Here is a 13,648-nt window from a genome sequence, read left to right on the forward strand (position 1 = left end):
AATATTCAAAAAACCGCATGGGTTCCATGCGGGGCATGGAAGGGTCCGACATGATCTCGCGGCGTGATTTTCTTCAGACGAGCATGGCCGCCTCGGCCATTCTTGGGGCGTCCTCCTTTGGCAACTGGGCGCGACTTGCAGCACAGCAGGCGCTGACGCAGGATCAGCTTCTGCAATTTGACACGTTCGGCAATGTGAGCCTGATTCACATCACCGATATTCACGGGCAGCTCAAGCCGATCTATTTCCGTGAACCGTCGATCAACCTCGGCGTGGGCGGCAACCGGGGCGCAGTCCCTCATGTCACCGGCGCCGATTTCCGCCGCCTTTATGGCATTGATGATGGCAGCCCGTCGCATTACGCGCTGTCCTCGGGCGATTTCAGTGCGCTGGCGCAGGCCTATGGCCGGGTCGGCGGGCTTGATCGTGTGGCCACCGTGATCAACGCCATCCGCGCCGATCGCCCTGACGCGATCCTGCTCGATGGCGGCGACACCTGGCACGGCTCCTATACCTGCTATCACACGGCAGGGCAGGACATGGTCAACGTGATGAACGCGCTCAAGCCCGACGCGATGACCTTTCACTGGGAATTCACCCTCGGTTCTGACCGCGTGCATGAGATTGTTGAGGGGCTGCCCTTCGCCGCTCTGGGACAGAACATCTTTGACGCCGAGTGGAACGAGCCGACCGATGTTTTCCCCCCCTACACCTTCTTCGAGCGCGGCGGCGTCAAGATCGCGGTCATCGGTCAGGCCTTCCCCTACATGCCGATCGCCAACCCCGGCTGGATGTTCCCCGAATACTCGTTCGGTATCCGGGACGAGAACATGCAGGCCATGGTGGACGAGGTGCGCGCGCAGGGGGCCGAACTGGTTGTCTGCCTCAGCCACAACGGCTTTGACGTGGACAAGAAGATGGCAAGCCGCGTCAAGGGCATCGACGTGCTCCTGTCGGGGCACACCCATGATGCCCTGCCCGAGCCGGTGCTTGTCGGCGAGACACTCATCATCGCCTCCGGCTCCAACGGCAAATTCGTCAGCCGCGTCGATCTCGATGTGCGCGACGGTCGCATGATGGGTTTCCGCCACAAGCTCATCCCGATCTTCTCGGATGTGATCGAGCCGGACAAGGCGGTTGCCGCGCTCATCGACGAGCAGCGCGCGCCCTATCTCGACCAGTTGACCGAGGTGATCGGCCAAACCGACAGCCTGCTTTACCGGCGCGGCAATTTCAACGGAACCTGGGACGATCTGATCTGTGACGCGCTGATCGCCGAGCGCGATGCTGACATCGCCATGTCGCCCGGCGTCCGCTGGGGGCCGTCGCTGATCCCCGGTCAGGACATCACCCGCGAAGACATCTTCAACGTCACCTCGATGACCTATGGTCAGGCCTATCGCTCCGAGATGACCGGCGAGTTCATCAAGGTGATCCTCGAGGACGTGGCCGACAACATCTTCAACCCCGACCCCTATTACCAGCAGGGCGGCGACATGGTGCGCACCGGCGGGCTTGGCTACCGGATCGACATCAACCAGCCGCAGGGCAGCCGGATCAGCGAGATGACCCTGCTCCGGACTGGCGAGGCGATTGTTCCGTCAAAAAATTACGTCGTCGCCGGCTGGGCCAGCGTCAACGAGGGCACCGAGGGCCCGCAGATCTGGGACGTGGTGGAAAACCACATCCGCAAGCAGGGCACCATCCGCCTTGCCCCCAATGACAGCGTCAAGGTCATCGGCGCGTAAGAGCATGTTGAAAGGAGGCATTCGAGATGTCTGAACTCATCAAGGGTAAACCCACCTCGCGCCGCGCCTTCCTGCGCGGCAGCGTGGCAGCGGCAGCGGGCGCCGTGGCCGCAGGCACGGCGCAGGCGGGCACGCCCGATCCACTGATCACAGAGGTGCAGCCCTGGGCAAATGGTTTTGGCGATGGCGTCGATGCCACCCCCTACGGCCTGCCGATTCAGTATGAATCCGACGTGATCCGCCGCAATGTGGAATGGCTGACCGCCGACACGACATCTTCGATCAACTTTACCCCGATTCATGCGCTCGACGGCACGATCACGCCGCAGGGTTGCGCCTTTGAACGTCACCATTCCGGCGCGATCGACCTGCGCAAGGAAGATTACCGCCTGATGATCAACGGCCTTGTCGATACGCCGCTGGTCTTTACCTATGCCGATCTCGAACGCTTCCCACGCGAGAACCACGTTTATTTCTGCGAATGTGCCGCCAATACCGGCATGGAATGGGCTGGCGCGCAACTCAATGGCGCACAGTTCACCCATGGCATGATTCACAACATGGAATATACCGGCGTGCCGCTGCGCACCCTGCTGGAAGAGGCCGGGCTGGACGTGGCGGGCGATCTCAAGGACAAGTGGGTCTATGTCGAGGGGGCTGACGCCTCGTCCAATGGCCGCTCGATCCCGATGGCCAAGGCGCTTGGCGATTGCCTTGTCGCGTTCAAGGCCAATGGCGAGGCGCTGCGCAAGGAGCACGGCTATCCCGTGCGCCTCGTCGTGCCGGGCTGGGAAGGTAACATGTGGGTCAAGTGGCTACGCCGCATCGAAGTGACCGATGCCGCCGTCGAAAGCCGTGAAGAAACCAGCAAATACACCGATACGCTGGCCGATGGCACCAGCCGTAAATGGACCTGGGTGATGGATGCCAAATCGATCATCACCTCGCCCAGTCCGCAAGCGCCCATCACTCACGGAACGGGGCCGCTTGTGATCACGGGTCTCGCCTGGTCCGGCCATGGCGCAATTACGCGCGTGGATGTGTCCAAGGACGGTGGCAAGACATGGGAAACCGCCCGTCTGGCCAAACCGGGCGAGGCCAAGGCGCTGACGCGGTTCTATCTCGATACCACCTGGGACGGTGAGGAGATGCTGCTGCAAAGCCGCGCCATGGACGAGACCGGCTATATCCAGCCGACCAAGGCACAGCTGCGCGAGGTGCGGGGCGAGAACTCGATCTATCACAACAACTGCATCCAGACCTGGTGGGTTCGTCCGAACGGGGAGGCCGAGAATGTCGAAATTTCTTAAATTCACCCTTGTGACGGGGCTGGCAATCAGCGCCACGGCCACAGCTGTCTGGGCTGCTCCCTTTGGCCTCGGTCGCCCGGCCCTGCTCGAGGAAATCGCCGCCTGGGATGTCAAGGTCATGCCCGACGGGCGCGGCCTGCCCGAGGGGCGCGGCGACGTGGAAACCGGCGACGAGGTGTTTGGCGACCAGTGCGCCGTCTGCCACGGCGATTTCGCCGAAGGTGTCGGGAACTGGCCCAAGCTGGCCGGCGGCTGGGGCACGCTTGACCATGACGACCCGCTCAAGACCGTCGGCTCCTATTGGCCCTATCTTTCGACGCTTTGGGATTACGTCAACCGCTCCATGCCCTTCGGCAATGCCCAGACCCTGAGCCCGGACGAGGTCTATGCCATCGTCGCTTACATCCTCTATTCCAACAACCTGGTAGAGGATGATTTCGAACTGAGCCACGAGAACTTTATGGATGTTGAACTGCCCAATGCGGGTGGCTTCATCGTCGATGACCGGGCCGAGACCGAATACGCGATCTGGCACGGCGAGCCCTGCATGGAGAATTGCAAGGATACGGTCGAGATCACCATGCGCGCCCGCGTGCTCGATGTGACCCCCGACGATGCAGATTCCACGGCCACACCGGAGCCGGCGGCCGAGCCCGAACAGAAGGCCGAAGCGTCGGCAGAACCCGCCCCCGTCGCCGTCGCCGCCGTCGATCCGGCGCTGATCGAGGCGGGTGAAAAGGCATTCAGGAAATGCAGCGCGTGCCACCAGGTGGGCGAGGGTGCCAGCAATCGCGCCGGCCCCGCGCTCAACGGCATCATGTGGCATCCGGCGGGCAGCGTCGATGGATTCAAGTATTCCGGCGCGCTTCAGGCCATGGCCGAGGGTGGGCTGGTCTGGACCGAAGAGACGCTCTCGGCTTTCCTGGAAAGCCCAAAAGGCTTTATGAAGGGCACGAAGATGGGCTTTGCAGGTCTCAAATCCGCCGACGAACGCGCGGCGATCGCCGCCTATCTCGCCAGTTTCAGCGAGTAGCGGATGGCGCGCCGGTCGCCATTGACCCTTGGCCTTGCCGCGATCCTCGCGGCGGGGCTTGCCCAAGCCGAGCCTGTCGGCGACGCCGCGCGCGGCGATACCGCCTTCCGGGACTGCTCCGGCTGTCACCAGATCGGGAGCGGTGCCGCCGACGGCATCGGCCCCCATCTTAACGGCATTTTCGGGCGGCGAGCGGGCGCGCATGAGGGCTTTCCCTATTCCGCGTCGATGACGCGTGCGGGCGTGGACGGGCTGACCTGGGATTTCCGGACGCTCGATGCCTATATCGAGAATCCCCGCGCGCTCGTGTCGAAAACCCGTATGAGTTATCGCGGCATGAAGGACGCGCAGGCGCGCGCCGACCTCATTGCCTTTCTGCGCCGCTTCTCCGACAACCCCTCCAACATACCCGAGGCCGCGCCTACGGCGCGCGGCACCGATCATGCGGTCGCGCCCGAGATCCTGGCCATTCAGGGCGACCCGGACTATGGCGAATATCTCAGCAGCGAATGCGTCAGTTGCCATCAGGTCGATGGCAGCGCCAACGGCATCCCCTCGATCACGCAATGGCCCGAAGAGGATTTCGTCGTGGCCATGCACGCCTACAAGAACAGGCTGCGCCCGCATCCGGTGATGCAGATGATGGCCGGGCGCCTCGCGGACGAGGAGATTGCAGCCCTGGCCGCTTATTTCAAGGCCCTGGAATGATCCGTGGCCAAGCGAGGGAGGAGAAGACAATGACATTGGACAGACGCGGATTTCTCGCCGCAACGGTCGCAACGGCGGCGAGCCTGTCAGCCCCGGCCGTGCTGGCCGATGGCCATGGCAAGCCGCGCGTCGTCGTGATCGGCGGCGGGGCAGGGGGCGCGACGGCGGCGCGCTATATCGCCCGCGACAGCAAGGGCGCGATCGACGTCACGCTGGTCGAACCCACGCGCAGCTATTTCACCTGCTTCTTCTCCAATCTCTATATCGGCGGTTTTACCGAGCTTGACGATATCGGCCATACCTACGGCACACTGGCCGCGAAATACGCAATCAACGTCGTGCATGACTGGGCTGTCGATGTGGACCGGTCGGCCCGGACCGTCAGCCTCGCAGGCGGCGCGGTGCTGCCCTATGACAAACTGATCCTCAGCCCCGGAATCGATTTCGTCGAAGACGCCGTGCCCGGTTGGTCGCTCGCGGCGCAGAACGCCATGCCCCACGCTTACAAGGCCGGCTCGCAAAGCGAACTTCTCAAGGCGCAGATCATGGCGATGCCGCAGGGCGGGCGCTTTGCCATGGTGGCGCCGCCCAACCCGTTCCGCTGCCCGCCTGGGCCATATGAGCGGATCTCGATGGTCGCGCATGTGCTGAAACAGATCAACCCTACCGCCAAGATCCTGCTCATCGACCCCAAAGAGAAATATTCCAAGCAGGCGCTGTTCGAGGAAGGCTGGGACCGCCACTATCCCGGCATGATCGAGCGACTCGGTCCCGATTTCGGCGGCGAAACCGTCAGCGTGGATCCTGCGGCGATGACCGTCGATATCGACGGCACGGTTGAAAAGGTCGATGTCTGCAACGTCATTCCGGCGCAGCAGGCGGGCCGCATCGCCCATCTGGCCGGCGTGACCGATGGCCGTTGGGCGCCCGTCAACGCCGCTGACATGTCATCCAAGGCGGACCCGGATGTGCATGTTCTGGGCGATGCGGCGGCGCAGGGCGACATGCCCAAATCCGGCTTTGCCGCCAATTCCCAGGCCAAGGTCTGCGCCATGGCGGTGCGCGGCGCGCTCACCGGTTCCAAGGTCTTTCCCGCAAAATTCACCAACACCTGCTGGTCGCTGATCGCGCCCGAGGATGGGGTCAAGGTCGGTGCGACCTACGAGGCCACCGAAGACCGGATCGCCAAGGTAGATGGCTTCATCTCCGACACCGGCGAGGATGCGGTAACGCGGCGGGCGACCTATGAGGAATCGGTCGGCTGGTATGCCGGGATCACCGCGGACATGTTCAGTTGAAGATGCCCGCAATTTAGACAAAGGAGAAATACCCATGAGAAAGACTATTCTGGCAGGGCTGTTCGGCCTTGTGGCCCTTCCCGCGCTGGCGGGCGAGGCCACCACCTATCCCTTCGAGGGCACGTTCGACGATGCCACCTTTGCGGTCGAAAGCGCCATCGTCGGGCGCGGCCTTGTCATTGATCTGCGCAGCCATGTGGGCGAGATGCTCAACCGCACCGGCGCCGACGTGGGCAGCGATGTGAAGATCTTCGAGGCGGCAGACATCTTCCTGTTCTGTTCCGCCACCCTCTCGCGAGAGGTGATGGAGGCCGATCCCATGAACATCGCCCATTGCCCCTACGGCATATTCGTGGCCGAGCGCGAGGGCGGGGTAATGGTCGGTTATCGCAACATGCCCGAGGGCGAGATGCAGAAGGTGCAGGCTTTCCTCGACGAGATCGTGCAAGAGGCGCTGAAGTAACGCCCTCGACCGGGCCGCAGATCCTGCGGCCCGATTGACACAGGTCAAGACATTCGTGTGGGTGAATGTGTATGCTCGCCGCATATCTTCACGATGGACACCCGCAATGCTGGAAATCCTCCTCGACACCTATGGCGATGGCGCCGTTCTGGCCATGGCGGGCGCGCTTGTTGGCCTGCTTTTCGGCGCGGCGGCGCAGCATTCGCGCTTCTGCCTGCGCGCGGCGACGGTGGAGCTGGCCGAACGCCGGATCGGTGCGCGCGTTGCCGTCTGGCTCATCGCGTTTTCTGCCGGTGTGCTCTCGGTGCAGGGCGCCATCGCGCTTGGCTGGCTCGACGTGAGTGCCGCCCGTCCGCTGGCCGCCACGGGCAGCCTGTCGGGCGCGATCATCGGTGGACTGATGTTCGGCGCGGGCATGATCCTCGCGCGTGGTTGCGCAAGCCGCCTTCTGGTGCTTTCGGCCTCGGGCAACCTGCGCGCGCTGGTGGCGGGACTGGTGTTGACGCTGGTGGCGCAGGCATCGTTGCGCGGGTTCCTCTCGCCCGCGCGCGAGGGGCTGGCGACGCTCTGGACGGTGCCGGGCGGGGCGGCGCGCAACCTGCTCAACACGGTCAGCCTCTCGTCAGAGGCGGCAGCAGGTATCGCCGTGCTGATCCTGCTCGGCTCCTTTGCTCTCGCTCATGTCCGAAAGGTGCGCCCCACCCATGCGCTTGCCGCCGCGCTGGTGGGACTGGCCGTTGGGCTGGGCTGGCTTGCGACCTATGCCATCGCGCAAAGCTCGTTCGAGGTTGTGCCGATCTCTTCGGTCACTTTCACCGGCCCGTCCACGGACACGCTCATGGGGCTTGTCAACGAAACCGCGCTGCCGCTCGGTTTCGGCGTCGGGCTGGTGCCGGGGGTGTTTGTGGGGGCGGGCGGCATGGCGCTGGTCACGGGGGACTGGAAGATCGAGCGTTTTGGCTCCGGCACGCCGATGGAGCGCTATCTGATCGGCGCGGCCCTCATGGGCTTCGGCTCGATGCTCGCGGGTGGCTGCGCGGTCGGCGCGGGCATGTCGGGCGGCGCGATCTTCGCGCTTACCGCCTGGATTGCGGTCGGCGCGATGTGGCTGGGCGCGATGGCGACCCATCTGGCGCTTTCCGCGCGCAGCCCTCACGCCGCTCTCGGCTGAAGAACCGCCGTCGGTGTCTTCCGGCGGGAAATGTTCGGGGAACTGGCGCCCGGCTATTCCCACTCCATCTGCTCGAAGACGCGGCCCGCGTTCTTGGTCGCCAGTTCCTCGAACGTGTCGAGCCGCACAAAGGGCGACTGATCGACGTAATAGGCCCCGGCCAGATCGCCGCCCGCATCGATATGTTCGGCGATGCGCGCACGCAGATATTCCAGATAGCCCTTTGTATACCGCCGCACCTGATCCATGTTTGTTGGGTGGCCGTGGCCGGGGATCACATAGGTGGCATTCAGCGGCTCGAACTCATTGTCCCAGGTTTCCAGCCAGTCGGCGGTGATCGTGTTCTCGAAGATCGGCAACATGCGCTCGTGAAAGGCCATGTCGCCCGAGATGACAAGGCTTTGCCGGGGTAGCCAGACGACGATATCGCCGGGGCTGTGCGCGGGCCCGAGATGGCGCGCCTCGATACGGAAATCGCCCAGCTCCACGATATATTCGTCCTCGAAGGTCTCGGTGGGCGGCACCACCCGCGTGCCCTCGGCCTTCTCGCCGGTGATCCGTTGTGCGGTTGCAAGAGAACTTCCGCCATCATGGGCGAACTCCGCCGCCGCGTCCACATGCGCGATGACCGGCACGCCCTGATCCACCCAGTAGGCATTGCCCAGCATGGCGTGTCCTTGCCCGTTCTCGGCAAGGACCATCCTCACCGGCTCATCGGTCACCTCGCGGATCTCCGCGTGCAGCGCCTCGGCCAGGGCGTAAGAGGCTCCGGAATTAACCACCACGATCCCCTCGCCGGTGACGATGAAGCTCAGGTTGTTGTTATGGCCCGCATTCTCGTAGGTTGGCGGGGCAGTCGCGCCGATGGCGGACCAGACGTTCGGAATGACCTCGACCGGCTTGTTGTAGAGGGGTGAGCCGGGATATTTGTCGGCGATCCCCTCACTGGCAAGGGCAGGGGAGGCGAGAAAGAGGATCGTGAGAAGCGCGCGCATGGTTCAGACCTCTGCCACGAAGCGATAGGCGCCGTCATGACGCTCCACCCGGCCCAGCCCGCCCTCGGGCAGGTGAAAGCCCACCATCGCCATACGATCCGTCGCCAGCATGTCCAGCAGGCGCGTGCGCGTGGCGATGCCGGTGTCGGCATCGTGATCCGCACCCGCAGGCCAGTCGGGACGCACCAGCGCCAGATGGCCGTTGCCGATGGCGTCGCCCACCACCAGCACCGCCTCTGATCCCTGCCGGATCTCGAAGGCGATGTGGCCTGGCGTGTGGCCGGGCGTGTCGTGGGCGAGGATCCCGGGCAGAACCTCTTGCCCGCCGCGAATGAACTCGATTCGGTCCTCGATCTCCGAGAGCCTGCGCGCTGCCCCCACGGCAAAGGCCGCGCGCGCCGCGCCGATGCTCTCGACGGTGTCGGGATCGGTCCAGTAATCCCACTCTGCCTGCCCGATCATGTAGCTGGCATTGACAAAAACCGGATCGTCGAACTCGTCCAGAACCCCCCAGAGGTGATCGGGATGGGCGTGGGTAAAGATCACATGGGTGATCTCGTCCGCGCCAACCCCGATCTCGTCGAGCGACTCGGCCAGCTTGCCCGCACTGGGCATGAACCCGGCACCCGAGCCGGCATCGAACAGCACCTTGCGCGGCCCGTCCTGCCAGAGCGTCAGGTTGCAGGGCGGCGCCACCGTGTCTCCCGTCACCCCGTGGGCGGCAAGGACCGGCCCCGCCTCGGCCTCGGACAGCGACCCGAGAACAAAGTCGCGCGGCAAAAGCAGGTGCCCGTCACTGAGCGTGTCAAGGCGCCCCGAACCGAGGTCAAGCGCCCCGGCATGACCGCGTGCCGCGGCAAGGGCAAGAGGTGTGGCCGCGGCAAGTTCAAGCAATCTGCGCCGGGTGAGGATCATGATGGCATCTCCATATTCGTATTATGGAATATGATCGCGCAAACCTGCCCCAAACACAAGGCAAGATATCGTCGCAGCCACGGCGCTGCCAGCAAGCTGCGGCGCCCGGGTCCCGCTCCGGCATGGGGGGCCATGCTGCTGCCTGATGCGCGCGTGTTCGCGCCATATGCCTCGCCAGGACGCGATCTTGCCAAACCACATGCCCCCTGCCGTGACACGGCGCCGGATGGCTGCCCTCAGGTTCTGAACAGCGATTTCAGGGTATGGGGCTGGCTGCGCCAGTATTGCGGCGGCGCGGTGATCTCGGCCCCGAGTTCCGCGGCGGCGTGCCAGGGCCAGCGCGGATTGTAGAGTATCCCGCGGGCCAGGGCGATCATGTCGGCATCGCCTGTGCCGATGATCGCCTCGGCCTGCTGCGGCTCGGTGATCAGCCCCACGGCGATGACGGGCATCGACACCGCCGCGCGCAGCGCACGCGCGAGCGGGACCTGATAGTTCGGACCGACGGGAATCGCCTGTCTCGGGTCCAGCCCGCCACTCGAGACATGGAGCGCGGCGCAGCCCAGACGCGCGAGTTCCCGCGCCAGTATGGCTGTCTGTTCGACATCCCAGCCCCCCTCGACCCAATCCGTCGCGGAAACCCGCATCGTGACCGGCCGGTCGGCCGGAAACGCGGCACGCACCGCCTCAAACACCTCGAGCGGCAGGCGCATACGGTTGTCAAGGCTACCGCCATAGCCATCGGTGCGGGTGTTCGAGAGGGGCGACAGGAACTGATGCATCAGATAGCCATGCGCGCCGTGCAACTCGACCGCGTCAAAACCCAGACGGGCGGCGCGCCGGGCCGCTTCGGCGAATGCGGCAACCACGGCTTGCAAGCCCGCCGCATCCAGCGCCAGCGGCGGCCGGTCGGTTTCGGCGAAGGGCAACGCCGAGGGTGCGACGGTCTGCCAGCTGCGGTCATCGTCCGAAGGCAGTTGCTGGCCGCCCTTCCAGGGCTGCGCGCAACTGCCCTTGCGTCCCGCATGGGCAAGTTGCAGCCCCAGCGGCATGGCGGACCATTGCCGCACCCCCTGCATGACGCGGGCCATCGCCGCCTCGGTCGCGTCATCGTAAAGCCCTGCATCGGCCCATGAGATCCGCCCCTCGGGGGCGACGGCGGAGGCTTCGAAGATCAGGAGCCCCGCCCCCGACATCGCCAGTTGGCCGTAATGCATCAGGTGCCAGTCGGTCATGCAGCCGTCTTGCGCGGAATACTGGCACATGGGCGCGATGACGATGCGGTTCTCCAACTCAAGTGGGCCGATTCGGGTGGGGGTGAAAAGTGCGGGTGTGCTCATCTGCTGTGCCTCTCTTGTGTCATGTGCTGCGCCAGGCTACCGGACCGGATTTGTGGATCGGATTGCCGGGGATGTCCACGATCACCATGAGCGGCATGTCCTCTGGCCGCAATGTGCCGACCACCGCCATTCCAGGATCGAGAAGGCCGAGGGGCCGCGCCCCGCCAAAAGGCAGGCGCGCTTCTCTGGGGTCTGCTTCACGATCCGCAGCCGTCATTGGTATGGCCGCCCGCTTGATCCGTTCCGCTGTCGCGTGGCGGCAAGCAAGGTTTTTCATACGCCGCACTCCACGCTTGACTTGGCCGTCGGCAGCATTCATCCAGTAAGGGCTGGTGCCTGTCCATGACAGGTGAAAAGGGAATGTGACAAGGGCCATCGCGCCCCCAAGCACAGCCGCCCCCGCGACCGTGACCGGAGAGGTCACCCAAGGCCACTGGTGTATCCGCACCGGGAAGGCAGGGTGAGCACTCGGGGCCCTTCAGCCCCGAAAATCCGCAAGCCGGGAGACCTGCCAGCGCGAACGACGTGAACCGGACGGGGTGTTCCGGTGACGGGTCGATGCGTTTGCGCCTTCCCGCCATCAAACCCTTGTCCCCTAATGATTGAGGGACACATGAAGAAAACCATTCTTTTGCTGGCGCTGCTGGGCGCGACACCGGCGCTGGCGCATCACCCGATGGGGGGCGCGGCACCACAGACGCTGATGCATGGTCTGCTGAGCGGGCTGGCGCATCCGGTGATCGGCATTGACCATTTTGCCTTCGTCATTCTTGTCGGTCTGGCGGCGGCCCTGTCGGGGCGGATGCTGGCGGCGCCGACAGCTTTCATCGTGGCGACGGTAGCGGGGACGCTGCTGCAACTGGGCGGGGTCGTCCTGCCGCTGGCAGAACCGGTGATCGCGGGATCGGTTGTCGCCCTCGGCGCGCTTCTTCTCGCGGGGCGCAAGCTGGACGGGACAGCGGCGCTTGTCGGGTTCGCGGCGATCGGCCTGTTCCACGGCTGGGCCTATGGCGAGGCGGTAATCGGATCCGAACCGATGCCGGTGCTAGCCTATCTGGCGGGTTTCGCGGCGGTGCAGTTCGCCATTGCCTCGGGCGTGGCGCATCTGGCCGCGCGCGCACTGGCGACCGAACGTGGGCAGGGGCAGACGCGGATCGCGGCGGCGCTGTGCTGTGGGATCGGTATCGCCTTCGCGCTGGAAACGCTTGAGGCGATGATCATGGCCTGAGTGGCCGGGCTGCGCTTTTAACCGGAGAAACCCATGACAATCGTTGACCTTCTCGTCTGCACGACGTGCAGGGCGGGCAATGTGCCTGCGACCGATGACGCCCCGCGCGCGGGCGCCACGCTGCTGGACCAGTTAGCGCGGGACATGCCCGATGGTGTGCGCCTGCGCGGGGTGGAGTGTCTTTCGAACTGTTCGCGCGGTTGCACGATCGCGCTGCGCGGACCGGGGCGATGGACCTATGTTTATGGCAATATCGCCCCCGACAGCACCGATCTGTCCGCACTGCTCAAGGGGGTCGCGCGCTATCGCGACACCCTTGACGGGCTGGTGCCCTGGCGCGAGCGGCCTGAACATTTCCGCAAGAACTGCATTGCCCGCATTCCCCCGCAGGAGGCCCCGCATGACTGATCTGTCCAAGGTTCCCGTCACCGTCGTCACCGGCTTTCTGGGGGCGGGCAAGACGACGCTGATCTCCCATCTGATCCGTGCCGGCACCGGTCGGCGGCTGGCGGTCGTGGTCAATGAATTCGGCACGCTGGGGGTGGATGGCGAAATCCTGAAATCCTGCGCCATTCCCGATTGCCCGGCGGAGAATGTCGTTGAACTGGCGAACGGCTGCATCTGCTGCACCGTGGCTGATGATTTCATTCCGACGATCTCGGGGTTGCTGGCGCTCGAGCCGCGCCCCGACCATATCCTGATCGAGACATCTGGCCTTGCGCTGCCCAAGCCGCTGCTGCGCGCCTTCGACTGGCCCGAAATCCGGTCGCGCGTGACGGTGGATGGGGTGATTGCCCTCGCCGATGCCGAAGCGGTGGCGGCGGGCCGGTTTGCCGCTGATCCGGCGGCGATCGAGGCGCAGCGCGCCGCTGATGACAGTCTTGACCACGACACGCCGCTGGCCGAGGTGTTCGAGGATCAGATCGCCTGCGCCGATCTGGTGGTGCTGACCAAGCCCGATCTGGCCGGCGCGGGCGGTGTCGCGAAGGCCCGCGCCGTGATCGCCGCTGAAGCGCCGCGCAGACTACCGGTGATCGAGGCCATCGAAGGCCGGGTGGATCCGGCGCTGCTGCTGGGTTTGAACGCGGCGGCCGAGAGCGATCTGGCCGCCCGCCCCTCGCATCACGATGGCGCCGATGACCATGAGCACGACGATTTCGAAACGCTCGTTCTGGATCTGGGCGAAGTGGCGGACCTGCCTGCACTGGCCGGGCGGATCGAGGCGCTGGCGCAAACAGAGGACATCCTGCGCGTCAAGGGCCATGTCGCGGTGGCGGGCAAGCCCTTGCGCGCGCTGGTGCAGGCGGTCGGCGCGCGGGTGCGCCATCAGTTCGACCGGCCCTGGCAGGCGGGCGAGACGCGGCTGACCCGGCTGGTGATCATCGCCGAGCATGGGCGGCTCGATCCGGCGACGATCCGGGCGGCACTGGAAGGCTGAC

At 65.0% G+C, this 13,648-nt stretch carries 14 protein-coding genes and 1 riboswitch; of the genes, 10 read left to right on the forward strand and 4 right to left on the reverse strand.

Annotated features, from left to right (window positions below; genetic code table 11):
• The first annotated feature begins 50 nt into the window (after positions 1-50).
• The 7 genes from soxB (at position 51) to KAK09_RS10580 (ending at position 7,731) form a co-directional block, all read left to right on the forward strand.
• A complete protein-coding gene (soxB, locus tag KAK09_RS10550) occupies positions 51-1,748 on the forward strand; it encodes a thiosulfohydrolase SoxB (protein WP_210878898.1) in 1,698 nt (565 codons plus the stop codon).
• A 26-nt stretch (positions 1,749-1,774) separates the two neighbouring features.
• The gene (gene soxC, locus KAK09_RS10555) at positions 1,775-3,058 is read left to right on the forward strand and encodes a sulfite dehydrogenase (protein ID WP_210878899.1); all 1,284 of its coding nucleotides are present in this window, start codon (positions 1,775-1,777) and stop codon (positions 3,056-3,058) included.
• The gene (locus tag KAK09_RS10560; RefSeq protein ID WP_210878900.1) at positions 3,042-4,091 is read left to right on the forward strand and encodes a c-type cytochrome; all 1,050 of its coding nucleotides are present in this window, start codon (positions 3,042-3,044) and stop codon (positions 4,089-4,091) included. Before soxC ends, KAK09_RS10560 begins: the two co-directional genes overlap by 17 nt.
• A 3-nt stretch (positions 4,092-4,094) precedes the next feature.
• Positions 4,095-4,799: a c-type cytochrome gene (locus tag KAK09_RS10565; protein WP_210878901.1), complete on the forward strand. Its 705-nt coding sequence runs from the start codon at positions 4,095-4,097 to the stop codon at positions 4,797-4,799.
• A 29-nt stretch (positions 4,800-4,828) separates the two neighbouring features.
• Positions 4,829-6,097 (forward strand): FCSD flavin-binding domain-containing protein, encoded by a 1,269-nt coding sequence (locus tag KAK09_RS10570; protein ID WP_210878902.1) that lies wholly within the window; start codon positions 4,829-4,831, stop codon positions 6,095-6,097.
• Between the two features lie 34 nt (positions 6,098-6,131).
• Positions 6,132-6,560 (forward strand): DUF302 domain-containing protein, encoded by a 429-nt coding sequence (locus tag KAK09_RS10575; RefSeq protein WP_210878903.1) that lies wholly within the window; start codon positions 6,132-6,134, stop codon positions 6,558-6,560.
• Between the two features lie 106 nt (positions 6,561-6,666).
• On the forward strand, positions 6,667-7,731 hold the full coding sequence (locus tag KAK09_RS10580) for a YeeE/YedE family protein (RefSeq protein ID WP_210878904.1): 1,065 nt from the start codon (positions 6,667-6,669) through the stop codon (positions 7,729-7,731).
• 53 nt (positions 7,732-7,784) lie between these two features.
• Here the strand turns inward: KAK09_RS10580 and KAK09_RS10585 are convergent, their stop codons facing one another.
• From KAK09_RS10585 to KAK09_RS10600, 4 genes are all read right to left on the reverse strand, one after another.
• Positions 7,785-8,726 carry an MBL fold metallo-hydrolase gene (locus KAK09_RS10585; protein ID WP_210878905.1) on the reverse strand — a complete coding sequence of 314 codons (942 nt, stop codon included), beginning with the start codon at positions 8,724-8,726 and terminating at the stop codon, positions 7,785-7,787.
• Between the two features lie 3 nt (positions 8,727-8,729).
• Positions 8,730-9,641, reverse strand: coding sequence for an MBL fold metallo-hydrolase (locus KAK09_RS10590; protein WP_210878906.1), 912 nt, complete (start codon positions 9,639-9,641; stop codon positions 8,730-8,732).
• Between the two features lie 236 nt (positions 9,642-9,877).
• Complete coding sequence (locus tag KAK09_RS10595; RefSeq protein ID WP_210878907.1) at positions 9,878-10,981, reverse strand: NADH:flavin oxidoreductase/NADH oxidase; 1,104 nt, start codon at positions 10,979-10,981, stop codon at positions 9,878-9,880.
• Between the two features lie 19 nt (positions 10,982-11,000).
• Positions 11,001-11,258: a hypothetical protein gene (locus KAK09_RS10600; protein WP_210878908.1), complete on the reverse strand. Its 258-nt coding sequence runs from the start codon at positions 11,256-11,258 to the stop codon at positions 11,001-11,003.
• Positions 11,259-11,294: 36 nt separating this feature from the next.
• A riboswitch (cobalamin riboswitch) is annotated at positions 11,295-11,511 on the forward strand.
• An 83-nt stretch (positions 11,512-11,594) separates the two neighbouring features.
• Between KAK09_RS10600 and KAK09_RS10605 the strand changes: the two genes are divergently transcribed.
• The 3 genes from KAK09_RS10605 to cobW are packed head-to-tail and all read left to right on the forward strand — an operon-like array spanning position 11,595 to position 13,647.
• Complete coding sequence (locus KAK09_RS10605; RefSeq protein WP_247651170.1) at positions 11,595-12,209, forward strand: HupE/UreJ family protein; 615 nt, start codon at positions 11,595-11,597, stop codon at positions 12,207-12,209.
• A gap of 33 nt (positions 12,210-12,242) precedes the next feature.
• On the forward strand, positions 12,243-12,617 hold the full coding sequence (locus tag KAK09_RS10610; RefSeq protein ID WP_210878910.1) for a DUF1636 family protein: 375 nt from the start codon (positions 12,243-12,245) through the stop codon (positions 12,615-12,617).
• Positions 12,610-13,647 carry a cobalamin biosynthesis protein CobW gene (gene cobW / locus KAK09_RS10615; RefSeq protein ID WP_210878911.1) on the forward strand — a complete coding sequence of 346 codons (1,038 nt, stop codon included), beginning with the start codon at positions 12,610-12,612 and terminating at the stop codon, positions 13,645-13,647. The genes KAK09_RS10610 and cobW overlap by 8 nt, the downstream gene beginning before the upstream one ends.
• The last annotated feature ends 1 nt before the right edge of the window (position 13,648 follow it).

Source organism: Roseovarius autotrophicus (genome assembly GCF_018069895.1).
GTDB lineage: Bacteria > Pseudomonadota > Alphaproteobacteria > Rhodobacterales > Rhodobacteraceae > Roseovarius > Roseovarius autotrophicus.